The 24,722-nt window shown below is 55.8% G+C and carries 21 protein-coding genes; 5 read left to right on the top strand and 16 right to left on the bottom strand.

Annotated elements, in window-relative coordinates; all coding sequences use genetic code 11:
• Positions 1-84: 84 nt before the first annotated feature.
• A complete protein-coding gene (locus tag soil367_RS06055; protein ID WP_136547906.1) occupies positions 85-516 on the bottom strand; it encodes a flagellar protein FlaG in 432 nt (143 codons plus the stop codon).
• A 68-nt stretch (positions 517-584) separates the two neighbouring features.
• A complete protein-coding gene (locus tag soil367_RS06050) occupies positions 585-1,409 on the bottom strand; it encodes a flagellin domain-containing protein (protein ID WP_136547904.1) in 825 nt (274 codons plus the stop codon).
• A 395-nt stretch (positions 1,410-1,804) separates the two neighbouring features.
• Here soil367_RS06050 and soil367_RS06045 point away from each other — a divergent pair, with 395 nt between their 5' ends.
• A complete protein-coding gene (locus soil367_RS06045; protein WP_136547902.1) occupies positions 1,805-2,638 on the top strand; it encodes a flagellin domain-containing protein in 834 nt (277 codons plus the stop codon).
• Between the two features lie 62 nt (positions 2,639-2,700).
• Here the strand turns inward: soil367_RS06045 and soil367_RS06040 are convergent, their stop codons facing one another.
• The 12 genes from soil367_RS06040 to pseB form a co-directional block, all read right to left on the bottom strand.
• A complete protein-coding gene (locus soil367_RS06040; RefSeq protein ID WP_136547899.1) occupies positions 2,701-4,806 on the bottom strand; it encodes a motility associated factor glycosyltransferase family protein in 2,106 nt (701 codons plus the stop codon).
• Between the two features lie 75 nt (positions 4,807-4,881).
• Positions 4,882-6,627 (bottom strand): cytidylyltransferase domain-containing protein, encoded by a 1,746-nt coding sequence (locus soil367_RS06035; RefSeq protein WP_172962288.1) that lies wholly within the window; start codon positions 6,625-6,627, stop codon positions 4,882-4,884.
• Positions 6,620-8,563, bottom strand: a complete 1,944-nt coding sequence (locus soil367_RS06030; protein ID WP_136547895.1) for a glycoside hydrolase — start codon at positions 8,561-8,563, stop codon at positions 6,620-6,622. The genes soil367_RS06035 and soil367_RS06030 overlap by 8 nt, the downstream gene beginning before the upstream one ends.
• Positions 8,550-9,788 carry an ATP-grasp domain-containing protein gene (locus soil367_RS06025; protein WP_136547893.1) on the bottom strand — a complete coding sequence of 413 codons (1,239 nt, stop codon included), beginning with the start codon at positions 9,786-9,788 and terminating at the stop codon, positions 8,550-8,552. Before soil367_RS06025 ends, soil367_RS06030 begins: the two co-directional genes overlap by 14 nt.
• A gap of 42 nt (positions 9,789-9,830) precedes the next feature.
• Positions 9,831-11,015 (bottom strand): class I SAM-dependent methyltransferase, encoded by a 1,185-nt coding sequence (locus soil367_RS06020; RefSeq protein WP_136547891.1) that lies wholly within the window; start codon positions 11,013-11,015, stop codon positions 9,831-9,833.
• Positions 11,012-12,115 carry an FkbM family methyltransferase gene (locus soil367_RS06015; RefSeq protein ID WP_136547889.1) on the bottom strand — a complete coding sequence of 368 codons (1,104 nt, stop codon included), beginning with the start codon at positions 12,113-12,115 and terminating at the stop codon, positions 11,012-11,014. The genes soil367_RS06020 and soil367_RS06015 overlap by 4 nt, the downstream gene beginning before the upstream one ends.
• A gap of 26 nt (positions 12,116-12,141) precedes the next feature.
• Positions 12,142-12,903 (bottom strand): SDR family NAD(P)-dependent oxidoreductase, encoded by a 762-nt coding sequence (locus tag soil367_RS06010; protein WP_136547887.1) that lies wholly within the window; start codon positions 12,901-12,903, stop codon positions 12,142-12,144.
• Positions 12,896-13,885, bottom strand: coding sequence for a transketolase family protein (locus tag soil367_RS06005; protein ID WP_136547885.1), 990 nt, complete (start codon positions 13,883-13,885; stop codon positions 12,896-12,898). Before soil367_RS06005 ends, soil367_RS06010 begins: the two co-directional genes overlap by 8 nt.
• The gene (locus soil367_RS06000) at positions 13,875-14,741 is read right to left on the bottom strand and encodes a transketolase (RefSeq protein ID WP_216642781.1); all 867 of its coding nucleotides are present in this window, start codon (positions 14,739-14,741) and stop codon (positions 13,875-13,877) included. Before soil367_RS06000 ends, soil367_RS06005 begins: the two co-directional genes overlap by 11 nt.
• 5 nt (positions 14,742-14,746) lie before the next feature.
• Positions 14,747-15,634, bottom strand: a complete 888-nt coding sequence (locus soil367_RS05995; protein WP_136547881.1) for an N-acetylneuraminate synthase family protein — start codon at positions 15,632-15,634, stop codon at positions 14,747-14,749.
• On the bottom strand, positions 15,631-16,782 hold the full coding sequence (pseC, locus tag soil367_RS05990; RefSeq protein ID WP_136547879.1) for a UDP-4-amino-4,6-dideoxy-N-acetyl-beta-L-altrosamine transaminase: 1,152 nt from the start codon (positions 16,780-16,782) through the stop codon (positions 15,631-15,633). The genes soil367_RS05995 and pseC overlap by 4 nt, the downstream gene beginning before the upstream one ends.
• A complete protein-coding gene (pseB, locus tag soil367_RS05985; protein ID WP_136547877.1) occupies positions 16,779-17,780 on the bottom strand; it encodes a UDP-N-acetylglucosamine 4,6-dehydratase (inverting) in 1,002 nt (333 codons plus the stop codon). Before pseB ends, pseC begins: the two co-directional genes overlap by 4 nt.
• Before the next feature lie 633 nt (positions 17,781-18,413).
• On the opposite strand from pseB, the gene soil367_RS05980 reads away from it, so the two are divergent.
• The gene (locus soil367_RS05980; RefSeq protein WP_246065555.1) at positions 18,414-19,283 is read left to right on the top strand and encodes an HDOD domain-containing protein; all 870 of its coding nucleotides are present in this window, start codon (positions 18,414-18,416) and stop codon (positions 19,281-19,283) included.
• A 14-nt stretch (positions 19,284-19,297) separates the two neighbouring features.
• Here the strand turns inward: soil367_RS05980 and soil367_RS05975 are convergent, their stop codons facing one another.
• A complete protein-coding gene (locus tag soil367_RS05975; protein ID WP_136547873.1) occupies positions 19,298-19,714 on the bottom strand; it encodes a PEP-CTERM sorting domain-containing protein in 417 nt (138 codons plus the stop codon).
• Positions 19,715-20,099: 385 nt separating this feature from the next.
• Here soil367_RS05975 and soil367_RS05970 point away from each other — a divergent pair, with 385 nt between their 5' ends.
• Positions 20,100-20,447 (top strand): HopJ type III effector protein, encoded by a 348-nt coding sequence (locus soil367_RS05970; RefSeq protein ID WP_136547871.1) that lies wholly within the window; start codon positions 20,100-20,102, stop codon positions 20,445-20,447.
• Positions 20,448-20,494: 47 nt separating this feature from the next.
• Positions 20,495-21,325 (top strand): alpha/beta fold hydrolase, encoded by an 831-nt coding sequence (locus soil367_RS05965; protein ID WP_136547870.1) that lies wholly within the window; start codon positions 20,495-20,497, stop codon positions 21,323-21,325.
• 57 nt (positions 21,326-21,382) lie between these two features.
• Here soil367_RS05965 and soil367_RS05960 read toward each other — a convergent pair whose 3' ends face one another.
• A complete protein-coding gene (locus tag soil367_RS05960) occupies positions 21,383-22,309 on the bottom strand; it encodes a SprT-like domain-containing protein (RefSeq protein ID WP_172962287.1) in 927 nt (308 codons plus the stop codon).
• Between the two features lie 266 nt (positions 22,310-22,575).
• Between soil367_RS05960 and soil367_RS05955 the strand changes: the two genes are divergently transcribed.
• A complete protein-coding gene (locus soil367_RS05955; RefSeq protein WP_246065554.1) occupies positions 22,576-24,636 on the top strand; it encodes a class I SAM-dependent methyltransferase in 2,061 nt (686 codons plus the stop codon).
• The last annotated feature ends 86 nt before the right edge of the window (positions 24,637-24,722 follow it).

Below are 24,722 nucleotides of genomic sequence, written 5' to 3'. Positions count from 1 at the left end.
CTGTGGCAACGCCCCAAGACAGAAACACCGCCGGCTCCAAGGGAGGCGGCGGTGCTGAACCATTTCACTGATAATCGATTAAAACTAGACTTCGATATTTAGCAATGTCAGCGGTTCGTCCTGCTGCAATTTCTCTGCCAACCTAAGAGCCAGCTCATCCGGTATCTGGCGGATAAGCTTGTCGGTTTCCTGGTCAACCACTTTAACGATGGTTTGTCCGCTGGTGTTATCCACCTGGAACTCCAGGTTCCGGTGCAGCGACTGAACATAATCGTTCAGTTGAGACACCTTTTCTGTCAGTTCCTTAGCTTTGGCCTGCTGTTCGGCCTGGTCTGCGCTCGCCTGAATCGACGTTATTGCCGAGCCAGACCGCGCCTTGGGGGCTGAATCAACAGGAACAATACGCTGGGAATCCGGGTTCCCGTCGGCCCGAGAGGATGAAGACACCCGGCCTGATTTTGGCTCGTTTGAGCTTACCAGTCTCAGATCGGGGCCGTTCAGATTTACGTCATACATAACGCACCTCACTCTCTAACGGAACTTGCCAGCCCCCGAAGGGGCTGGCGGTTACCGCGTTATGCCGATTACTGCAGGAGGGAAAGAACCTGCTGGGGCCTGGAGTTAGCCTGGGCCAGAACCGAGATGCCGGCCTGCTGGAGAACCTGTGCCTTGGACATCTTGGCGGTTTCTGAGGCGAAATCCGCATCCAGAATACGACCCTGTGCTGCGCTCTGGTTTTCCATGTTCGTTGCCAGGTTGGCAATGGTGCTCTCAAAGCGGTTCTGCACCGCACCCAGGTCTGACCGGAAAGCGTTTACCGAAGACAGTGCAGCGTCGATCGAGGCCAGGGCTGCAGAAGCACCGCTCACTGAGCTGATATCTACGGAGTTTACAGACAGACCGCTCGCGCCCATGTCTTTCTCAAAACCGATCGAGATGGTCTGACCTTGGTTAGCACCTACTTGGAACGAAACTGCCGAGCCAAGTCCACCGTCAAGTACTGATTGACCGTTGAACTGGGTTTCATCAGCGATGCGGGATACTTCTTCAAGGCGCTGTTTTACTTCAGCCTGCAGCAGATCACGGTCTGCGTCTGTGTTTGAGCCATTAGCCGCCTGAACAGCCAGCTCGCGGATCCGCTGAAGGTTGTTTACGGTTTCGTTCAGACCACCTTCCGCCGTTTGCGCCATAGAAATGCCGTCGTTGGCGTTACGCTGGGCTACTGCCAGACCGCGGATCTGGGTGTCGAACTTACTGGAGATCGCAAGACCCGCTGCGTCATCCTTGGCTGAGTTGATACGCAGGCCAGAAGACAGGCGCTGCATTGCTTCGTTGCTGAGGTTCTGTGACTTGTTCAGCTGGTTCTGTGCGCTCAGAGACGGAATGTTGGTGTTGATACCGAGAGCCATGATGCTTCTCCTAAAACTGTAAGAATGCTAGTGGAAGAGTCTGGCGCCGGTTCTGATTCAGGCTGCGCCGTCCTGTTACTAGGCTTAACGGCCTCGCCCGACGAACCTTTAACAAATCTTCAGAGTAAATTGTCAGCGAATGTAACCAGGCGGCCGAACGGCGCCTTAATCGCGCCAAAATTGCGGCAACATCCTTCCGCTCTTCATACAGCCAGGCTTGTATTTTGAAACATCCGCATTCAAAGAGTCAGCCATAAACAACAACCTACGGCTGAAATAAGAAAGTTGGCACGGCGCTCGCTTATTACGACTCAGCGTACTTTTTTTATCATTCGGCCGGCGGGCGTCCTTGAATCGGGCACTGCATACCGGCTTCCTTGAGCAAGGAGAACAACATGCCCCAGGTCATCAATACGAACATGGCTTCGCTGAATGCCCAGCGCAACCTGAACCAGACTCAACGCGATTCCGATACTGCCCTGCAAAGGTTGTCTTCCGGTCTTCGCATCAACTCGGCCAAGGATGACGCGGCGGGTCTTGCGATCTCTACGCGGTTCGACACCCAGATCCGTGGTCTCACCGTCGCCCAGCGTAACGCCAGCGACGGCATTTCCATGGCGCAGACAGCCGAAGGTGGTCTGAACGAAACCGTAAACAATCTACAGCGGATTCGAGAACTGGCGGTCCAGGCCGCAAACGGTTCCAACACCCCCGAAGACCGGGCGCTCCTGCAAGCCGAGGTTTCCCAGCGCTTGGATGAGATCACCCGTATCGCTAACGAGACCCAGTTCAACGGCCAGTCCGTGTTGGACGGTCAGTTGAACAGCGGCAACGATATCTCTTTCCAGGTAGGTGCGAACGAAGGCCAGACTATCGAAATCACTTTCGACAGTAATATGCGAGCCAGCGGGCTGGGGATCAACACGATCGACATCAGCACGGTATCAGGTTCGACCAGCGCCTTCGCGGCTATAGACAGTGCGCTTTCTTCAGTGAACGCCTTCCGCTCGGACCTCGGTGCGGTGCAGAACCGCTTCGAAAGTACGATTGCCAACCTGGCGACAAACATTGAAAACCAGAGCGCGTCCCGCAGCCGAATCATGGACGCTGATTTCGCAGCAGAATCTGCCGAGCTGGCCCGCACCCAGGTGCTTCAGCAAGCAGGGCTTTCCGTGCTCAGCCAGGCCAATGCCCGGCCTCAGCAGGTATTGCAGTTACTTCAGGGCTAAATCGCAGCCTTATCGAAAACGACATAGCGCTTTTGCAAAAGCCTACGTCGTTTTCTTTTTTTTTACCTATTCTCGAGACCAGGCTCTGCTTCTATGAGTCGCCTCACCACCCACGGATCTTCGTTCGTCGGTTTTGCCTCCACTACAGCACGCTGAAAATGATGAGGGAGCTCTTTGAGAAAAGCCTCAAACTCTTTCTTCCAGCCCCTCGAGAAGTGAATGAGCTCCTCGTCCGTCTCACAAGCCATGCCGTGTGAAAGGCCCACGTACAGGAAGTGGTGGATGGACCCTTTGAGCATTTGATAACCCATCATCTGTATTGCCACAGGAGTCTGACGCCCGCTTCCAGGACCGATCCTGTTCAGGTAGGCTCGAACTTCATTCCCTACCACGACCAGATCCCGCCTGCCGTTTAGCCTTGCGTGAGCCAGAATCTGAAGATAGGCGTTGGCACTCGATTTGATTTCTCTGGATAACAACTCGAGATTCTTACGCCAAAGCGGGATGGATAATTTACCGGTTTCGCTTGGGAGTAACCTGTCTAATTCAGTTACCGCGCTATCGTCATGTGATTCCAGCAGTTCATCCAGCGCTTGCGAGCTAAGCCATGGCGCGCCCTCAATGGCCGCCCCATCCGCGCAGTTGCGGATGTTCAATGCCAGCTTGGTACGGGACATGTCTTCGATAAACTGCTCGACCTGGCGCCTGGCAGCATAGTAATCAGTCCGCGTAAGGACGTATCCCCCATCCACTGCCGGAACCTCGAACGTCTTTATTTCAGATTGATCAGCCCCTGCCGTGGCACGCATCCGCGACGAGAACTCGGAGTCAGCAGTATCTCCGTAGATTGAATGGCGGGAGTGGTGTTGAGCCTTGTTTCTATAACCGTAGTCCGTTCCGAAGAGAAATATGTTTGAGAATCCGAGCGCGCACGCAATAGCCATCGCCGCATTGGTGCAGGTCGGATTACAGTAGTCCACCGCATACGCTGACGCATCCAACAGAGGTGGCAGATAGTTATTTCGTTTGAAGTAAAACAGGGTTTTGTCGAAGAGATCCGGGACTAGCGGATTAACATCAATGCTCGCCAGCAATGTGATCCCATGTAATGCTTCTTTACCAAGATCACTCAGAATTTCGTAAATGATGTAATCGGCATCGAGCTCCAGATGAAAATGAGGTTTGATCCCGTGGTTCAGCAGTGCACGCAGCCCGGTACCGGCACTTATCACAATCGCCTTGTTGTAGTGCCGCTCGATATCTGCAATACGCTTATCAATTGACGGACCACTCCCAACCACAAATACGGGCTGCTCAGACTGGAGTTTGAATTTCGGTTTCAGGTAGGGTCGCGCCGACTCTATGTTATGCACTACGTTATTCAACCCGCGCAACTCGAAGTCATAGCCACCCCAGTTAGCCCCAACTATCGGAAGGTCTCTCTCCAGATCCTTCGCCGTGCGAAATAATTCAACATTCGCAAGGTGGTTGTAGTAGATGGTAAAGAAAGGATAGAGAGGGACCATTTCGGCGAGTTTCCCTCCCAGTACCCGCCGGACATTAGCGGAGTCTGGACTGACTGGAATGCTGAATGAGATAGAACAGCCTTTTCTTCGGAAGCGTGTGCAGATAGCCTCCCAGTCGACGGTATAGAGACTGGCGGCGAACCTTTCCGCGTCAGGTTCAAAAACGACTGCATCGACGATGTCGGCTTTGGTAGCTAGCGCTTCAATGTGATAACCCAGGCCACAACCTAAGAACACAACGGACGGGAAAGACTCACCCCGGAAGTAACCCTTGAAGTTTTCTTTATTAAAAGACGAGTACTGGAAACACTGGCGGACAGCGTGACTCGCAAATCGATTGGGGTTATAGCTGCTTATCTCCGACGGGGCCAATGTCAACATGGCTTTGTCGCCGGGGTTTTCGGAGAGGAATTTGTCTACCTCATCCCGAGAAAAGCTCTGAGCATGATTACGATAGACAGTTTGGCCATGATCCGTCAGGTCTACGTCAGTTAAGCCGGGCGTGACAACGAGTTCGATGTGATTCAGCTGAAGCTCGGCAAAGAAGTCGTAGAGCTCTGGGCGATACTTGCGGAAATAAGCCAGGTTATTCACACGGCGGCGAAGGAAAGGCGCTGCGATGTCTTCGTCTGTTTCTGCCATAAGCTAGTCTCTATGAAAAGGGTGCCATCCGGCCCGGAAATGTGGCTCCATGACGCCAGCGATGATTTAGAGAGTTTATTGATCCAGTGTTGCCAGGATACACGCTGCCGCACGCTGCAACCCTCCAGCGGCACCTAATCCGTCCGTCCGAGCTAACAGCTTTTTTCTAGCATGATCGGAAAGGAGTAAATGAGACAAAAGCTTTAGTCCATCCTCCGTAGGATCGACACAGAAGAGAGCATCTTGCTGGCGGATTGTCTGCCATTCCACCTCTTCGATCAGGCCAGGGGCGGGCAATATTGCTACAGGAATACGGTTAGCCAGCAATTCCAGCACAGTATTACCATAAACAGACAACACGACGGTAGAGGTCAACGCAACCGACGCAATGTCGTCCTGAGCTTCCAGTATCGACCATTTCAATCGGCATTTTGATGGCAGTCTCGGAGGTTTGGCATAGGGCCCTTGGAGCCATTGCACCATAGTATTTTCGGGTAAGATCCGGTCCAGGAGCTGCGGCAGTTCACCACCATAGCCAATGGCATCACTGCTTCCCGTCATCACTGTAAGTAGTGGCCTATCGGTGACCGGCAACTCGGTCACCGGCGACCATATCGGAGCCAGTGCATAGCCTGGTCCAGAGAGAATATTCTGGGCTTGTTCTCCGCGATACACCAAACACGGCACCACTATCTTTGACAACGCTCGATGCCAGGGCCATAGGCGATCCAGACCAACGACTCTTTTCCCCTGCGCAACCAGTTCACCCAATACGTCTAGCAGCTTCTCGGGGTGCTCCATTCGATCAGGGAAAAGGTCCACTACAACCAGTGCGGGAAGGCTATCAGCCGTCAAGCGGTTTAGAAGATCCGCTTCCGAATCAACCCACTCGTGATTAACCGTTCGCAAACAACCCAGGGATTGGGGCGTACCAACAACCCAGAGCGTAACGCCAAATCCAGCCAACTCGCAAAGCCGCTCTGCCAGACGAACTGACCTTACCAGTTGCCCTAATCCTTTAGTGGGACCGGCCTCAGTCACGAAAAGGACGCTACCGTACTTGCGGTAGCCCGACTTTTGCATGACGTGGCTGTTGATACGTCCGGTGCCTGTGCTCCGCACCTTTTCGACCACCCACTCCAGAGACACTGGCCCTTCATGGCTCGCATACCACTGGCAGTAAAGCTGATCCATAAAGCGCCAGTCGGCAGCAGTATCCACCGACATGCGAAAGCCGGGACCATAGAATTCATCAGCATCCCGAACCATGCCCTGCTTCAGGGGCGATCCCTTCGTTAGTGCCAGGCCAACGTGCTCCTGCTCCAGGCTGGATTGACTGCGGGCTACCAGTTCATCCCAGCCGGCTCTGCTCAGGCATAAGATCCCCTCATGAATCACTGTTTCACCCAAGCGCCCGGGCTCCGGCACAACCTGCTCCCAGTCCGGATTATCGTGAAGGGCCTGCAAGGCTAACCGAATGTAACCCTGGCTGACCAAAGGACAGTCACCGCATACATAAACGACTCTGCTGGGCTGATAATTTCGAACAACCGCATCCACACGACCTACTACGTTATCGACGCCACCATCGTAGGTGACAACGGCAAAACCCGATTCATCGCCCAGTCGCACCAGTTCCTGGTTGTAGTCGTCAGATGTGGTTGCTAGCACAGCCGGAACACCGGTCGCAGCCAATCGCTCGAATATTCGAACAATCATTGGGACACCTGCCAGGTCAAGCAAGTGTTTCCGCGGTAGCCGACTGGAATTTAGCCGAGCTCCAACCACGATCAAACTGTCAGTCCGCCGCACCTCAGACATTTTCATTCCCTTGAACCCAAGCCTGCAACGTATACCGGAACGCAGGTAGAATACCGTCAGGCTTCAAGGTTTCATCGGCCTCGATGAGCGAAAACCACATTCGGTTTAAGTACTTTCGATTAACCTCAAGAGACGACACCATCGGTAGAGCCGCACATTCTGACGGTTCCCAGGTCAAACGTAATCCACACGAGCCCGAGCCAAACTTAAACTCACCCGTAGTAGCACCCAACCCCGCTGATGCGCTCACGATAGAGGAGACCGGTCTTCCGTGATCAATATCCTTGTCCACAACAATGCGCTCTTCAACGTCCCCGCCGTTGTGACAGGCGAACCACGGTCGATTTCCACAATCGATTAGCGTAATAAACCCCAGACGCAATGAGGCTTCAGGCCTTTTCGGCCCAGCAAAAGCAAACCCGCACTCGATCTCGTTTTCACTGATCCAATAATGTTTGACCAGTCGACCCTGCGCAGTCTCCAGCCCGGCACTAACGAGCATACGCCCGTCTGCCTGACTCAGCGCCCAATCGACAGGAGCCAGATCGGTAACCCTGTCGCGCTCCCGGAACCGCTCCATTACCAAGTGGTTCGAATAGTAATCGGCACTAAAGCCTATGTGATCGAAGTGACCATGAAAATGCGTTCCCATCACCGGCTCCCAGTCATGCTCGACAAAGGCCAGCGAGACGATACTCATCCCTCGCTTCATATTCAGAACCAGGCGCAGCCCAGGAGTCTCAATCCTGAGATATCGCCGAGACTCATCGAGGTTTACCGTCATGTTCGTGGGAACGCCGGGCTGTGCGGTATACGACGCCGGGACTGGCGGCTGAACATTCAGGCCAAGCTCAGCGCGCAAAGCATCATAGCGTCGCTGGGTTAGATGAGTCCTGAAATCGCTGGCCCACAACCGACACAGATTACGCCACTCTTCACTTGTGGTTACCGACGAACTCTGTAGCGCCTGGAATCGCTGAAAACAGAGACTGTTCAGCACAAGGTCATTACGCCCACTCAGGGCCCAACGAGTAATATTGTACTTTGCTTGTTTCTTTACGCTAATGGGATAGTCCGCTGTTGCCAGCGTCAAAACCGGCTCTTCCCGCCAATGCGCCAGGGCCTCATAAGGAAGCACCAACTGGTACCTTTCCTGACCAGAGATCGCCTGGAACAATCTATCCAGGCGCTCCCACTCACCGTGGCCTTGCTCTGCCTCGACGGTGTAACGCCCGGGACGGTAGTCGAAAACTTCTGCATCACTGCCGTAAACCGGGAAGCACTGACAATCCTGGCCCACCAGGCGGTCCAGCCCATCCAGGTAGTCTTCCAGGGTAATATCGTTATGGGCGTAACGTTGAAACTTCTGAAACGCAACGGCACTGTTCCAGATAACTTTAATGGGCTGACCACTTGCACTTACCAAAGTGGACGGGCGGTGAAGCATGTTCCTCTGCCAGTCAGGGTTGTGGGATGACGGGTTGTCCCACTCAATCACAACAGCCTCAAACCCCGTTTCAAGGTAGATGTTCAATAGCCCAGGTGACACCGCCTGCTCATTGATGAATGCCAACCTGGGCGTCACTCCGAGAATTTTCTGATAACCCTGCTGCCCCAGTCGAAGATTCCAGCGGTTTACTTCGGCGGGCACGAGCGGCCCGATGATCTGACTGTCACCACTCGCAATGAGTTCACAATGACCGGCCTGCAGCAGACTACGAAAAGCTTCGATCCAATCAGGGGCGATCCTTTGAATACATTCAAGCGTATAAAGTGTGATCTCAAGCCCAAGGGGAACATTTCCCGATTCGGCCTGCCTCAGCAACGGCCAGTAACAGCGGCTTACCACATCGGCATGCGCCTCTATCTCAACTGAGGAAAATGCAAGATTCAGGTGAAAAATCGCGTATAACTGGGTAGGGCTACTCCTCAACATAGCTCACTCGGATTCGTGCCAGTGCACCCTGGGCTCGAGCAATAGCCTGCGTTTTGTTATCACCGGTGGCGATGGCAAAACCGGCCCTCTGGGTGTGATTGGCCAAGGCTTGCAAACGATCACCGGGGTGAAAAAAGAGGGAAAGCATCTCGATACCAGGCTGGTTTCGGGCTTCAGATTCACCGGAGATAGCAGCTATTGTGCCGGCAGGCAGATCCAGATAGCGAATAGCCACCGCTCGCCATTTTTTGGGGGTCACGGTAAGCGGATCCAAGTGAAATCCAAGGGCCAAAAGGATGGCCTGTTCCACGAAATTGACGCCAGTGGCCAAAGGAATCTGGGTAGTAGAAAAGTAGCCCCCCGACAACCGTCCTGCGATTTCGATCACCTTTGCGCCGTCGGGTGTCAGCACCATGTCCCCCTTTGCGACACCCGAATGGATATTTAATGCCAGTGCCGCTCGCTCTACGGTTTCGATTACGTTCCGCTGCTCATCCTCAGTTAATGCACTGGGAGCATCGCCACCGTTCTCGATCATGTAGGGACGAGTTCTCTCCAACCACTCATAATTTCTGTCCGAAAATCCCAGAGTGAAACAGTGGCCATCGTCAATCAGAGTCTCTGTGCTGATCTGCTGCCCAGTCAGGTACTCTTCCACCATGACCCGACCGGTCGGGGATTCCTTCTGGGCCAACCTGAACGCCTCTGGAAACTGCTCTTCCATGTCCAGCAGCAGCACACCCCGAGCACCACGACTGTCTACGGGCTTGATCACCATCGGCAGGCCCAACTTGGCCGAAGCCACGTGCATATCTGCAACACTACTCACCGCCGCAAACCCCGGTATAGGTATGCCACAGGCCTTCAACCGCTGCTTCATCAGCAGTTTATCTGCCACCCAGTGAGCTGACTCCAAGCTCAGCCCGGGCAGCCCAAGCGCCTCTTTTATTTTGGCTACGCTAACCGGCACATCTGCACACATGGCAATCACACCATCAATTACTGTGCCTTCATCGCGTAATTGAATAGCTGCAGCCGCCAGGCCATCGGCATCGTAGGTACTCAATACCAAGGTGTGATCAGCCCAGGCAAACCCAGGTGCTTGAGGGTTGCCGTCCGCCACGACAAGACGAAGGCCCATCGCATGGGCAACTTTGATACCCTCGACTCCCTCGATACCGGCCCCTATGATCAATAAGGTCTTTCTGACTAGGCTGTCGGCCATGATCTAGCTCAAATCAAATGGTCAGGAAAGGCAGGAGAAGTATCAGTGCGCACGAGTATCGTCAACATTATGCAAACGAAGGGTTGTCACCCCTTTATCGCGTAACCACTGCAACGAGTCGTAGATTTCTTTTTCTGAGGCATAGGAAGAAATAATGACTGCATCGCCGGGTCTCCAGTCAATACTGTCCGGGGACTCACACCACCAGTCGCCCTGACGAATTCCCCACTTCATCGACGAAGTATCCGTAAGCCCCGTGACGGTCGTATGCTCGAGCAGATCGGTATTGGCGACGAGTTGACTCGTATGTATTCCGGCTCCCCAGAGGTAAACTCTATCGGCTTCAAGCAGCCCCTTCTTGATACTCTCGACGCAGGCCTGCCAGTACAACAACTCCTGTTCCCTGTATGTTTGTAAGATAGCTCGGTTGCACTCCGGGTCCACCTTATCGGGACTGATGTGGTTTTGCGGTCTGGTACTAGCGAGAACACCGATCGCCGGGGATAAATTACTGTTGTAGTGCTCAACCACTGACACTGGTGAATAGCCAGCCTGGACTAACGACCCAACCAGGTTCTCGCGGGTATAGTAATTGATGTGCTCAAATGAGAAGAAACCCGGACACAAACTAGAGTTTCGGGCCATCAGCGGCACTTCAACATAGATAAAACCTTCTCCTTCTTCAGGGTGTAACTGCCTGCACTTCTCCAGAACCGACTGCGGATCGTACAAGTGCTCCAGCACGTGAGTCAGGAGAATCAGGCCGAATCGCCTGGCCGTCTCGAACCCCTCCGCACTACCAACAATACAATCGATACCGTACAACCGCTGCGCAATCTCCACAGATGCCTTACCTGGTTCCACACCAAGCACCTGATCAATGCCCGCTTCCCGGAAGCGGTGCAGCGTGTAACCATCGGAGCTACCAATCTGAAGCGCGCTTTTCGGCAATGCGCCAATCCCGCGACGAATAAAGTGGATCTGTTCGTCAAGGTCACGGATCTTGGCTGCGCTAGGCATTTCCTGCCGCCCGGGATTAGTGTAAATCGCAAGGCTGCTATAGAACGTCATCATGTCTTCAAAAGGCACCGATGGACTCTGACAGACCGAGCCACATTCCGGACACACCGAAAATCCGATCTCTGCGGGCGCTAGCCCCGGAAGCACCCAGGTTGCTGAAAACACAGGATCAACCTCATGCGAACACAAAAAACACTGGCGGATCACGAGGCCTCCCCGACCCAGGCATAAATAACCGATTCGAACAGGTTCTGCGAGTGGTGGGCAAAACAGAATTGATAAGCTGGATTGACTTCATGAATCTGTTTCAGCAGCTGCCAAAGCTGCTCAGGCTCATGGTAAGCACTAATGGCCAACCGGGGCTGTTGCTCCTGCAGAATCCTGGCCGCCCCGGAAATCACCTGAGGTTCTGCGCCTTCTACATCCAGTTTGATGTAATCAACCCGCTCCCCTAACTCCATGCAATAGCCATCAAGATCCCGGGCTTGGATCTCGATAACCGTTCCTTCACCAGAGCCATTATCTACACGCGCTTGCATTGTATGGGTGGCTTCACCGGAGCTCAGGAATCTCAAGGTTTCGGTACAGTTCCATAAACCAAAGTGAGAGACAGTTACGCCTGAATAGTCACGCTCATCGATCAATCTCAACAAGATCTCACGGTTATCTGAATCTGGCTCGAAACAGTGAATCCGAACGGAGTCACCCAGCCTGTGTTTCAGCACTTCAACCGTATCTCCTTGCCAGGCCCCCCCATCCACATAGGTATCGCCGGAAGTCGGGGACACCTTGGGGTGGAAATAATGCTCAAAGGTGGCCGGCTGCAGGTAGACCGGATCAAGGGTCTGGCGATAACGAACGCAGCCCAGAAATGCCTCGAGGTCCGGGCCGTTCAGAAAACGGGCAGCAGTTTCTAGAGCTGGGATAGCGCTAAAGCGCTCAGGGTCAAAATGGTTCTTCCATCGCCGGAAGTCTGTACAGAAACTGAAGTCGTAATAACGTACTCCATGCTCATGCAGTTGCTGCGCGATGTCCCTGGCCCGAAAACTGGCGATCAACACAACAGGCTGTTCTTCATAGGCCTTTTCGGGCGCCATAACAGGTTTACCGTGGAATTCTCCCCCATGTTTGGCCTGGTCGTTGTCCAGATAATAACTCACTTCGATGCCGTACTCGGCCAATAGCTCAGTCAATGATGCGCCGCCCTGCCCCGTGCCAAACACGGCAACCGAGGAGAATGACCGCAACAATTGCTCCGGAGTGGGCCAGTGCTTGGTGGCTGCGATACTTGCTAGAAGTTTTTCCACAGTGTCGTCTCGACTCCCAGATCTAATCAATTGAAATGCATGCCGCCATTCATATTCAGCGTCTGGCCACTAAGGTAAGCCGCCGCGTCCGAGCAGAGAAACTCCAGCGTTGCCGCAATTTCACCGGTGTCGGCTAATCGCCCCGTTGGAATGTTGCGGACTTTCTGCTGACCTTCAGGTGTTTTCAGTTCATTGGCGGACATATCAGTCGCCACAAGACCGATTGCCACTGCGGTAGATACAACGCCATCCCCGGAATAGATTTTGGCCAGTGAGCGCGTCAGGTTGATCAGTCCCGCCTTTGACGCGGCATAATGCACCTGGTTAAAACCGCCCCATTGGCCACCAATGGATGAGATATTGATAATCCGGCCCCAGCCTTGCGCTAGCATGTCCGGCAGCACTTCCTGCGTGGCGGCAAAAGGTCCCTGGAGGTTAATTGCCATCATCCGGCTCCAGTCTTCGTCCGTGATCGTGTTAAACGGTTTCTCCTGAGCAATGGCGCCGTTGTTCACCAGCACTGACACGGGCCTGCCAAAGTGACCGGTGAGCTGCTTTACCGCCGCCTGTATACTGCTGCGGCTGGCATAATCGAGTTCGATCGCCAGTGCCTTGCCGCCCCTTACCTGGATATCAGCCACTACCGCTTCAGCCGGTTCACGCCGGCTACAATAACCAACCCCGACCAGATAGCCACATTGGGCCAGGTGCCGCGCCACTTCTGCGCCGACACCGCCCGATGCGCCGGTTACAAGCACCAGCCGGGCTTCGTTCGCGGCATCAATCATGGCTGTTCAGCTCCCGGTAAAACGCAAGTGTTTTGCTGATGATGCTGACTGCATCGAGGCCATAATGTTGCGCCAGTTCATCCGGTTCGCCAGAGCCACCTATGACATCCTCGACGCCAATTCGCCGCACCGGCACCAGTGCCACTTCACTTAATACCTCAGCCACAGCACTGCCAAGGCCTCCGATAATATTATGGTCCTCGCAGGTCACCACCAACTGGGTGCTACGGGCCGATTCGATCAGTAATTCCCGGTCGATCGGCTTGATACTGGGCATATGGACCACCCGCGCCGATACACCTTCTTTTGCCAACTGTTCAGCAGCTACTAAAGCTCTTTGGGTCATGACCCCGCACCCAACCAGAGTCAGGTCACGGCCTTCCCGCAGTACTCGGCCCTTACCGATGGTGAACTCTGGCTCGGCGTCGAAAACGTTAGGACACGGGCTGCGCCCGGTCCGCATGTACGCCGGGCCCTCATAGTTGGCCAGGGCGCGGGTTGCAGCTGCCACTTCATGGGCATCGCAGGGTGAGAGAACCACCATGTTTGGGATCGCCCGCATGCATGCCAGATCTTCCAGGCACTGAGCCGATGCGCCATCGGGTCCCACATCGAGACCTGGATGACTGGCGATCAGCTTCACGTTCGCGCCTGAGTAAGCAACCGACAGACGAATCTGTTCCAGCCCTCTCATCATGAAGACAGCAAAGGTGGTTACGAACGGCTTCAGGCCCCGATGCGCCATACCTGCGGCAACACCGACCATATTCTGTTCAGCAATGCCACACTGAACAAAACGATCGGGATGCCTTTTGCGAAAGTGATGCGCTCCGGTGCCGCCAGCCACGTCAGCATCAAGTACGACGATGGCAGTGTCGGTCTCTGCAAGCTGGCTGATAGCCTTACCAAACGCTTCGCGCAATGAATCTGACTGCTGGCCGACCAAAGCCGGCGCCGCATTTGCCTTCGCTTCAGCGGACATGGCCGTACTCCTCAATTTCCGTAACCCCGCATCCCAGCGCGGTCATCGACTGTTCGAACTGCTCTCGGGACATCGTGACGCTGCCATGCCAAAGCGGCTGCCCCTCCATGAAGTCAACACCCTTGCCCTTAGTGGTATGAGCAATAAACACCTGAGGTCCGGCAGCCTGCCCACTTTCTTCTAGAGCGCCTTCAATGGCACCCAGATCATGACCGTCTATCTCAGCTACTCGCCAACCAAAGGCTCGCCATCGGTCAGCCAAAGGCTCCAGACCGCATACTTCCGAATTGGCACTGTCACTCTGCAGCTTGTTGTAATCTACAATCACTGTGAAGTTCGCTAGCTTGTGATGAGCTGCAAACATGGCCATTTCCCATACCTGCCCTTCCTGCAGCTCGCCGTCACCGACTAGGGCGTACACTCGATCTTTGCCGCCATCCAGTTGCATAGCCTTGGCGAGTCCGGCAGCAAAAGATACGCCCTGCCCCAATGACCCGGTACTCACCTCCACCAGGGGCAAACGACTGACATCAGGATGCCCTTGCAGTCGGGAACCTAACTTGCGGAGCTGCCCCAGCTCTGCGCGGCTCAGCAAGCCACGGCTGGCCAACGCAGCATAGAGAACCGGTGCAGCATGACCCTTGGATAGCACAAAATAATCGTCGCTGTAGCTATCTGGCCGACGCTTTGGTGGCGCCATAGTCCTGTGGAATAGGACCGTCAGCAGGTCAGCACAAGAAAGTGCTCCGCCGGGGTGGCCCGAGCGTCCCTGATAGATCGACCAGATAGCGTCACGACGCATCTGGTTCGCAATGAGCGGCAACGGCTCGCCGTTGAACTTTGAATTAACTTTCACAGATATCATTTAAGCCCGCTTTGCAGAATTTTTTTACGCATCAGCCTGAGTGGCCGCAGACCGTCATCGGGGTCAGCTCTCCAATCGCGATCAGATTCTTCGCTGGGCGCAAGCTGTTTTTCAGGACTCCCATCAATAACCTTCCCTTGCCGGCAACTGGCCACGACTGAGGCTATTTGTTCCGGCAGCCAACAGTGACCCGCTGCATACTCGGCGCCGGTTGAATCCAGATCCAGATGAAACTCGATAACACTGGCGCCCCAGCGATGAACAGCTCGGTTAATCACCGCTGGAGATACCGAATGATCCGACCAACCAACCTTGACACCGTAACGATCGCGGAAACTTTCGAGTACCGACAGGTTACATTCATGAGGAGGTGTCGGGTACGCAGATACGCAGTGCAACAAGGTAATATCAACAGCACCGGCCCGCCTGAGGCAGGCGACCGCCTGATCGATTTCGTCAAGCGATGCCATGCCGGTCGAAAGCACAACCGGCAGCCCGCTTCTGGCGCAAGCTTCCAGCAGATCCGACCATAACAGCTCATATGACGCTATCTTGAAGAAATCCACGTACGGTGCCAGCTCTTCCACTCCTTTCAGGTAGAAGGGCGTACAGGAAAACAGTAAACCCCGTTCCTCGCACCGCTTCTTGAGAGCGGGCAGGAACTCCAGGGGTAATTCCCAGTTTTTTCGAGCTCGATGACTCTCACTGACGGCCAGAACTTCCGGTGCAAAGAGCTCATCGATTTTGAACAATTGGAACTTGACTGCATCGCAGTCAGATTTCGCCGCGCTGTCGATAAACTCCAGACACCGCTGCAGATCCCGGTGATGATTACTGGACACCTCGGCAATGAAGCACGGTTTTCTCGAATCCAGCACTGTCATGTTCCAGTTTCCCGCAGACTTTGCGTTAAAGCATTAACCACCTGGTCTTGCTGCTCTTCACTCAATTCCGGATACAGGGGCAACGTCAAAGCAGAGCTGTAATAGGATTCCATCCCAGCAAAGCGATCTCCGATCGGCTGCTCAGGCATGTGGTAGGGTTGGCGATACACTGGAATGTAGTGAACATTGACCCCAATACCAGACGCTCGCATCTGGCGGAAAATCAGATCCCGGCGAGGCACTGAGACGACAAACAGATGCCAGCTCGACTGTTCCACAGCCCCTTCCAGCATGCTCACCCCGCTTTCAAACTCTAACAGTGCCCGATAGCGCCCCGCCAGGGCCCGCCGCCGGCTGACAAACTGATCTAGTTGCCGCATCTGGGACACACCCAAAGCAGCCTCCAGATCGTTCATACGATAGTTAAAACCGAGGGCGTGTTGCTCGTAACACCAGGGCTCCGCCGGGAGTTGCTCGAAGGTCTCCGCCTGCCTCGAGATACCATGACTTCGAAGCAGACGCGCCTCGTCGGCAAGCTCCCCTTGATTCGTCATCAGTGCGCCGCCCTCCCCGGTCGTGATCATTTTCACCGGATGGAAGCTGAATACTGCGATGTCGGAATAACGGCAGTTGCCCACCATTACATTGCCATTTTCAGCCCCCAGGGCATGGGAAGCATCTTCGATAACCCTGAAACCATATTCACGCCCCAGCGCGGCAATGCCAGCCATGTCACATGACTGACCTGCAAAATGCACAGGAATAACGACTTTGGGGAGCCTGCATGCTGCCCTTGCCACTTCTAGTTGCCTATGCAGCGAAGCGACAGACATATTGCCCGTGGCCGGATCAATATCAACGAACTCAACCTGAGCCCCGCAATACAGCGCACAATTAGCCGACGCTACAAACGTATTGGGGCTAGTCCAAACCCTGTCGCCAGCACCCACTCCAAGTACCAAACATGCCAGATGCAAAGCCGCCGTGGCACTACTGACTGCTACCGCGTGTCCGGCGCCGGTATAGTCACACAGCGCTCGCTCGAAAGCGGGCACCATATCTCCCTGAGTCAGGAAATCCGACCTGAGCACAGACTCAACAGCCTCAATATCCTGTTCAGACAGGCATTGGCGACCATAGGGAATCAAAACCCGGCCCTTCTGTTCAGTTCTCTGATCCCGGCATCATCGAGAAAATCAGGATTGGTGCCGGAACAATAGGAAAACCCTTGCTGCACCAGCTTTCCTTTTTCCCCCAGCCGGTTGGTGGCGTAATCCAGGTTTTCGTCATAGAACTTGATTGCGGGCTTAATCACGAAGTGGTCATCAAACTCCAGTGTCACGTGACTATCGTCTTGAGGACACATAATCTCGTGCAGCTTTTCTCCGGGGCGGATCCCGACAACCTCGTGCGGCAAGTCAGGGGCCATGACCTTTGCCAGATCAGTGATCCGAACCGATGGGATCTTGGGCACAAAAATCTCCCCGCCATGCATACGGGCAAAACTTTTCAGAACGAACTCAACCCCCTGCTGAAGCGTTATCCAGAACCGCGTCATTTTTTCATCGGTTATCGGCAAAACCTCGGCATTCTCGCCGATCAGCTTCTGGAAGAACGGAACCACCGATCCTCGGGAGCCGAGGACGTTGCCGTACCTGACCACTGAATAACGGGTGTTGCGCTTGCCCGCCATATTATTGGCGGCTACGAACAGCTTATCTGAGGCGAGCTTGGTGGCACCGTAGAGGTTTACCGGATTCGCGGCTTTGTCGGTGGAAAGCGCGATAACCTTTTGCACGCCATTGGCCAGGCACGCCTGGGTCACATTCTCGCCGCCGTATATGTTGGTCTTGATACATTCGGTGGGGTTGTATTCCGCCGCGGGGACCTGCTTCAGGGCTGCCGCATGCACTACGAAATCTACATCACGCATGGCCAGATCCAGGCGTTGCCGATCCCGTACATCGCCCAGGAAGTACCGCATACAGGGCGCATTCAGCACCTGCTGCATCTCGTACTGCTTGAGTTCGTCCCTTGAGTAGACAATAACTCTGGAAGGCTTGTAGCGCTCTAACAGGGTCTTGATAAACCGCTGCCCGAACGAGCCCGTGCCGCCGGTGATGAGAATGGATTTTCCGTCGAACATTCGTGCCCACCTTAGGGATTTATGGCGTAAACGCCGATAAGCATAGTAAAAGTCTGGCAATAGTACATAGCCGTTGTAGCAGCCTCTGCGCCGCACTGAAACAGGAATTACACCCGCATCTGTCGGATCCACCGCCTAAGCGCGGGGAGAACCAGATTCAAGAAAAGATATGCAGGGAACGGGCCAAGTGTAGCCCGGGGCGTCGGCGCCCACTTCTGGAGTTGAGCAGTCGCCAGTCCAACACGGCCAGAATCCCAGAACGGCTGCAATGACCTTAGAGCACTGATTTATCTATAACTGGCAACAGCTTATCTTGGGGCTCCATGGTTCAGCAGGCAGAGTGAGCTGGCAGGTCGGCTGGTTACCGAACCGAGGCCAATGGACGGCGGCATTGTTTGCGTTCAGCGCCGCTCTGTAGCCGCCACTGGCAAGACCTCCACCCCCCGCTATACTGAAACGGAACCGACTTTCCCACACCGGAGGCAACGGATGCCCGGCTTTCTCTCTTGGCTAACATTTCTTTTCAATCCCGCTCAAACAGCATCAAGCACGGCAGCGCCGCAGCGGCCCGACCTTGAAGCTGTGACGAGCTGCCTGCCGTCTCCACAGATTGACGGTAGGGCGCAGCTCGAGATGCAGCTATTCTGCTGGCTTCTTGATACAGACATCGGCGGGCTTGAGGCGGCGGATGAGCGGGAAAAAGCCGTGTTCGGCGAGATGGAGAGAAGGCTGCACGACGGCCATATCCACTTGCCCCGCCAGCCCCTGACCCTGCCAATGTTGATGCGGGCCCTCTCGGACCAGAACGCCGACCGCAAGCGCCTGGAGAAGATCATTCTGGCAGACCCGGCAGTGACGAGTCAGACGTTACGAATGGCCAACAGCCCCATGTTCAGGCGCAGTGAGCACGACATAGACTCCGTTGACCAGGCGATATTCGTGCTGGGGATCCACGGCATTCGCAGCGTCATCTCAGCCTCGGTCATGCAACCCATGCTGGCCGCGCGGAATAGCCGGGAAGCGGTGTTTGCGCGCCGCGTCTGGCAGTGGGCGCTGAGCTGTGCCCGTAGCGCCGAGCAGATAGCCCGAATCCGTGGCCAGGACGGCAGCGTATGGTTTCTGCTGGGGCTGTTGCCGGCGCTTTCCTACCTGACTCTAATGCGCGAGCTGCAGCGGATCGTATTGGCGCGCAACCTGGATACTGCTGCCCGGCCGGCACTGATACATAAAGCTCTGGCAGCTCATCAGTGGGCTCTGTCACAGTTGCTGGCTACCGAGTGGAATCTTCCGCCGCATTACCTTTCCTGTCTGCTTGAGGCAGAGAAACTTTCACCTCGAGCCAATCATTCCCCGCTGGCTGACGGGCTGCTGGTGGGCACCCGCGAGGTTCTGGCACATGCCGATCAGCCGTGCCTGGACGCAGAATCACTGCCAGGGCTGGTCGACCTGACGCCTGAACAGTTACTACAACTGCGTTACACCCTGCCGTTACTGAAAGGATAGCTCACTGGAGAACGTCAACATCTGTGCTGACGACTGGCGCGTTCCCGACAGCCCGCGCCAGCCAGGAGCATCCCTAGCAGCCCCACCCCGAGCAGGGCCCCGGTCGCCGGCTCAGGGATTGCAACCAGCCGGGCATAACCCCAGAACGGTTCATCCCGATCCGAAGTTTCTGTGTCGTACAGCCGGTGGGGAAAATCGTAGAAGTGCGAGGTTTGTGCTTCAGTGATTATGGCATCAAGCTTGAACAACTCAGTAGCCTGGTCTGCCGGGAGCGGCTGATAACGTAAAACTACCTCAGAAACCCAGTCTGCCTCGACCCCGTCAGGGGATACGATTCCGGTCGGGTATCCGATCAGCCTGGCGTCTGCGTTCTGCCCGATAAAAAGGGCAAAGAAAAGAGATAGCAAAGGAGGTACAGCGGCGGTTTTCATAGCTTCTTCCCTGACCAGTCGGATCGGCGCGCGCCGATGGGCACTTCCCCGTGGAGCCTCCTGCAAAAGTCCCAGCCAAACAATTTCTCTCAGCCGCACGGACTGTGGCCCAAGACTGACCTTCCTCGACGTTTAAAACCTGAGCGTCAGTGAAACTTATGTTTCAATTACACTCCTCCCCAGCGTCGTTCGCAAGCAATAAACCTTGGAGGGCTGTTAAGCGCGTAAACAGGTAAAATCCGCCGCTTAGCCCGGGCGGGCCTTCCGCGCCAAACCTGCCGCCTTTTAGCAGGGAATGAGCCCGAGCGACAACGTGGTAAATCTTTTAGAATAGGCTTCACCGGCTATCTCCGCCTCCTCAGCCACCGACTTAGCAGGACCGACCGTGACCCGTGAGACCTTTTTGAAAAAGCTCAACACCGCTCCCGACGACATTCAGTTCACCGACACAATGGCTGTGATCGACGCGGGCTTCACCTTCACCCCGACCGGTTTCCGTAACGGTGATCTGAACAACGAGCCCGGGCAGAACTCTGGTTCCTGCAAGCTACTGGCTTTTGCTCGGCGGGAGGGACTATCCGAAGCTCAGGTGCTGGCCTGCTTTGGCGACTACTACCGCAAGGATGTGCTGAACAATCCATCGGGCACCGACCATCAGAACATCCGCAACTTCATGCGAACCGGCTGGAAAGGCGTAAGCTTCGAGGGCGAGCCTCTGGCGCCACGCGCTTAGACATCGCCGCTATTGACGATTTTATCTGATATCACAGAGGGACCATTATGACAGTGACCGTCCAGGGCGCAGCAACGTATCTGGTTGACCAGGGCTCCGGGCCGCCCATTCTCTTTCTTCATGGCAACCCCGACTCAGCCGACCTCTGGCACAATCAGATCGCCCACCTGAGCCGGGACTATCGTTGCCTGGCGCCCGATCTCCCCGGATTTGCACGATCGGATGCGCCCCAGGGGTTTGATTATTCCCTGGACAGCCTCGCGGCGTGGGTTGAAGACCTGTTGGCCGCGGCCAATGTCAGGGGACCGGTGCATCTGGTCGTACATGACCTTGGCGGCCCGACGGGTCTTGCCTGGGCGACCAAGCACCCAGACCGGGTTCTGAGCCTTGTTCCGATCAATACGGTCTTTTTCTCAGATTACAGGTGGCACTTTTTTGCCCGCGTTTGGCGTACGCCTGTTCTGGGCGAGCTGAGTATGCTGCTGATGAACCGCTTCGCCTTTCGTCAGGAGATCCGTCGGGGCTCGCGCAAGCTGGACCGCGACCATATAGACCGCACTTACGATCAGATAACGCCCCAAATGCGCCGATCAGTGCTGCGCTTCTATCGGGCGCTGACCCCACAGAAGCTTCAGGCTTGGGAGGAAGGATTCACGCGGCTTCTGGAAAAGGTGCCGGTAATGGTCCTGTGGGGCGACCACGACCCGTACCTGCCGAGCCGTTTCGCTGAAAGGTTCGGCACGGAAAACGTCAGGCACTTTCCTGACTGCGGGCACTGGACACCAGAAGAGAAGGCCCTGGAGGTATCACGGTCACTGGCGGAGTTTCTTGACGGCCAGGCATCAGGCGTGGCCGCCTCGTCAGCCGCGCAGGATTAGCCGCGTTTTATTGCGATAGGCCGTTCCCGGCTGCAGTGGCAACGGTAGAGCCGGGACTCAGGCAACATGTGCGGTGCCGGGAGCAGGCACTGCCTCACCTGCTCGACCGCGTCGGGACAGGGTCCTGGCGGGCAAACGCGTGACCGTTGCCGGTTCGGGCAGAATCCGCGTTGCTGCGTCAGCCAGCAGATCCGCGACTTTTCCGGCATAGCCTCTGAGCCCCACTGGCACCATGTTCTTGCGAACCTGGTTATCTTTTTTGAGACTGGGGTAGCCTTCGCCCAACTGACCTGCCACTTCTACCAGCTGCAGCGCATCGATTGCCTCACCATGCATCAACTGGGCGGTGGCCCGTAACGCCTCCCAGTCGTTCCGAGCTTTGTCATGCAGCCGGTAGATCATCCCCCGACCCACGTTGAGATCGACGGACACCAATAGCAGTCGCACCGGTTTGATTTTGTCCAGCTCGTAAAGCCCGTCGCCGAACTCGGATTTCACGTCTATTTTCATCTCCGGGAAACACTGGTTCAGGCGCGCTTGCTCAGCCAGGAAGAACGCCCCATGCCCAGCGTTTACAAACGGCTGTCCCGGCAAGGCTTCCTCATCAAGATAAAAGCTATCGCCGCTCTCACGGAATTTCTGGTGCGCCAACATATGGATCATTTCGTGGACCATCGTATTGAGCGCCGCGAAGGGGTGGTCACGCAGCCGACCGGCCACCGTAATCTCCCAGTCCTCGTGCGTTTCCAGACTGAACCTGAAAGAGCCGAAGAGTTTGACAGCCCGGGAAAACCGCAACTCAAAGCCGGGTGATGGCACCAGAGCACCGTCGAAATAGCGCGCGTTGCAGAGGTCAAAAAGTGCCTGCAGATCGTGGGAAGGAATATTTTTCTTGGACAGGGGAAGCTTCGCAAACCCGGATGGAACAAGCAGCGATTGAGCATGTGTACTGTTGATAATGATGTCCTCGCAGCCAGCGGCCAACTGATGCGCGTCCTTCCCTGCCCTGTTGCCGGCCAGCCTGAAGCATACGTTCTTATGGCTCTGATTCCAGGGAGGTTTTGTCAGGTTTCGTAACAAAATGTAACACGGTGATCAGTTCCCACAGGGCAGAGAAAAAGAACCTCTACACGACGATTTCCTGGCACGGATTTCGCTATCTCTCCCTCAAATGGCTTGGAATGGCATTGGCTGCCACCGAAACGGCAGCACGCTGCCGCCACCCGCAGATGACCAGAACCCAAGCCAGCATGAAGCCCAGCCCAGAGGTACAGATGATGCACGCACAACCACACATGCAATTGGCCGCCCGTGGCAACACAACCGCACTGGGTGACGCCCCGCAGATTGCCCGGCGCCTGCTTGCCGCCAACGAAGAGTACGCGGCTTCCAACAACCCGGCGCTGAGCATCACGGATCGGCGCCAGGCCCGCCAGCGTGCTCGGCTGGCGCTGGAAGAATTGCTCAAGGCTCAACCGAACAACGCGAAAGCACTGAGCCTGCTTGGGCGGGTCGAGCTTGACGGCGAACGTCTTACGGAAGCCCGTGCATTGTTTGAAAAGAGCCTGGAAATCGAGCCCGAAAACGCTCAATGCCTGGCCAATCTTGGCTACTGGGCGCTCAAGGGGCAGAACCCGGCAATGGCCGAGCACTGTTTTATGCAGGCCCTGATCCACGACCGGCAATCTTCCGCCGCATTCTGTGGTATGGCTCATGCCAAGCGGCTGCAGGGCGAGTTTGCTGTGGCGTACCTGCACTACCGCAAGCTGCTCGACCTCGGCCTGGCGTGGCCGTCGGTCTACAGCGGAATGCTGCAGTGCGCGAAGAATCTCGAGATCAAACAGGCTGACGCGAGCCTTGCGCGGGACGCCATTCGTCTCCTCTCAGTCGAGACTCTGCCCCACCAGGATCTGAGTAGTTTCGTCGCAGCGCTGGTACGTCAGCAGTACGACCTGGACAACCCTAACGCTGAGGTCTTTCTGGATGCGGCGGCCACCGACGAGTTGCTCCTGCTCGGACTGGAGCGCACATTGCTGACCGACCCAGCGGTGGAGGGGCTCGTGACACTGCTGCGCAGCCATTTGCTGCAGACAACCATGGCGGAAAAAACGCTGGAGGAACAGCATCAGCGCCTGGCCATAGGTCTGGGCCTGTACGCGGCCAGAACCGGTTACGCCCTGTTGCAGACCGAGACCGAAGCCACTCTGATCGACGCATTGCATAGCGACATGCAGACACTTCTGGCCAAACCGGCTCCACTGGCCATGCCAGCGGGCGAACTGGCCGGCAGCGTCATCATCTCCGCCATGTACGGTGCTCTTTTCCATCAGCACTTTGCGCCCGAACTGGGCAGGTTCGAGCTGGCCGCCTGGCCCGCGGGCCTGCAGCAGCTTGTCAGCGTCAGCTACTACCAGCTGGCAGAAGACGAAGCCTATAAACAGCTTTTCGCGGAAAAAGAAGCAGAGCTGGCAATGGCGCCGGCCGATCTCAGCTTCGCCTGGCCGGCGTGGCGCAACCTCAACCTGATGACCGAACGGTTGTTGCGCGAAGAACTCGCGCAGTCGTTGAACATCCACCTGGACCTTGAACAAGCCGACCCTGTGAGGGTGATGGTATTGGGTTGCGGTTCAGGACAAAGAGCGCTGGAGATCGCCCGCTTCTATACAGATGTTGAAGTAATCGCGACGGATGAGACCCTGGCCAACCTTGCGCATGGCGCCCGTCGAGCCAGGGAGGAAGGCCTCGATAATATCGTATTCTGGCCTTACTCTCTGGTCGGAAAATTCATCAATGACGGTCACCGGGCTCTCTTTGTGGAACTGGATCAGATTCCGTCAGCGCTGCAATCCGACGGGACCGTCGCGGCGTTGGTTGACCAGGCGCTGGCTGAAGGCGGCCTGATCCACTTCAACACCGGTTCGATGGCGGTCAGCCCGGTCGACCAACAAATCCAGGCACTGGTGCGCAACCACCGGCTGCAGCCCACCACGGAATCGGTCAGACGCCTCCGGCGCATGGTCCTCAACAATCGGGCTGACGCACGCTGGAGTGAAATTACAAACGCCGCCGATTTTTATGGCACAGCGGGCTGCCGGCAGCGCTGGTTCTACCCCGAGAGCCCTGAGCAGACCCATGCGCTGCTGAGCCATCTGGCCAATGAAGTGAAGTGGCGACTCGTGAAAGCCCGCGATAGCGACGGCCAGGAGCTGACGCCGGCGCCGGTTCAGGCTCAACTTGTAGCAGAGCGCCACGGCAGCAGCGTCCAGAGCCTGGCAGGCCAGGCGCTCAGCCTTTACTTCCAGAAGCGCTGAGCGGACCTCGGGGGCCCGGACAGGAGTACCAAAAAGAAAAGCCTACTGGAAGGGTACGGGTGAGATTGCCGTGCCCTTCGTCGGCT

The organism is Hydrocarboniclastica marina (assembly GCF_004851605.1).
Classification (GTDB): Bacteria; Pseudomonadota; Gammaproteobacteria; order Pseudomonadales; family Oleiphilaceae; genus Hydrocarboniclastica; species Hydrocarboniclastica marina.
This window is presented reverse-complemented; position numbering and strand designations above follow the sequence as displayed.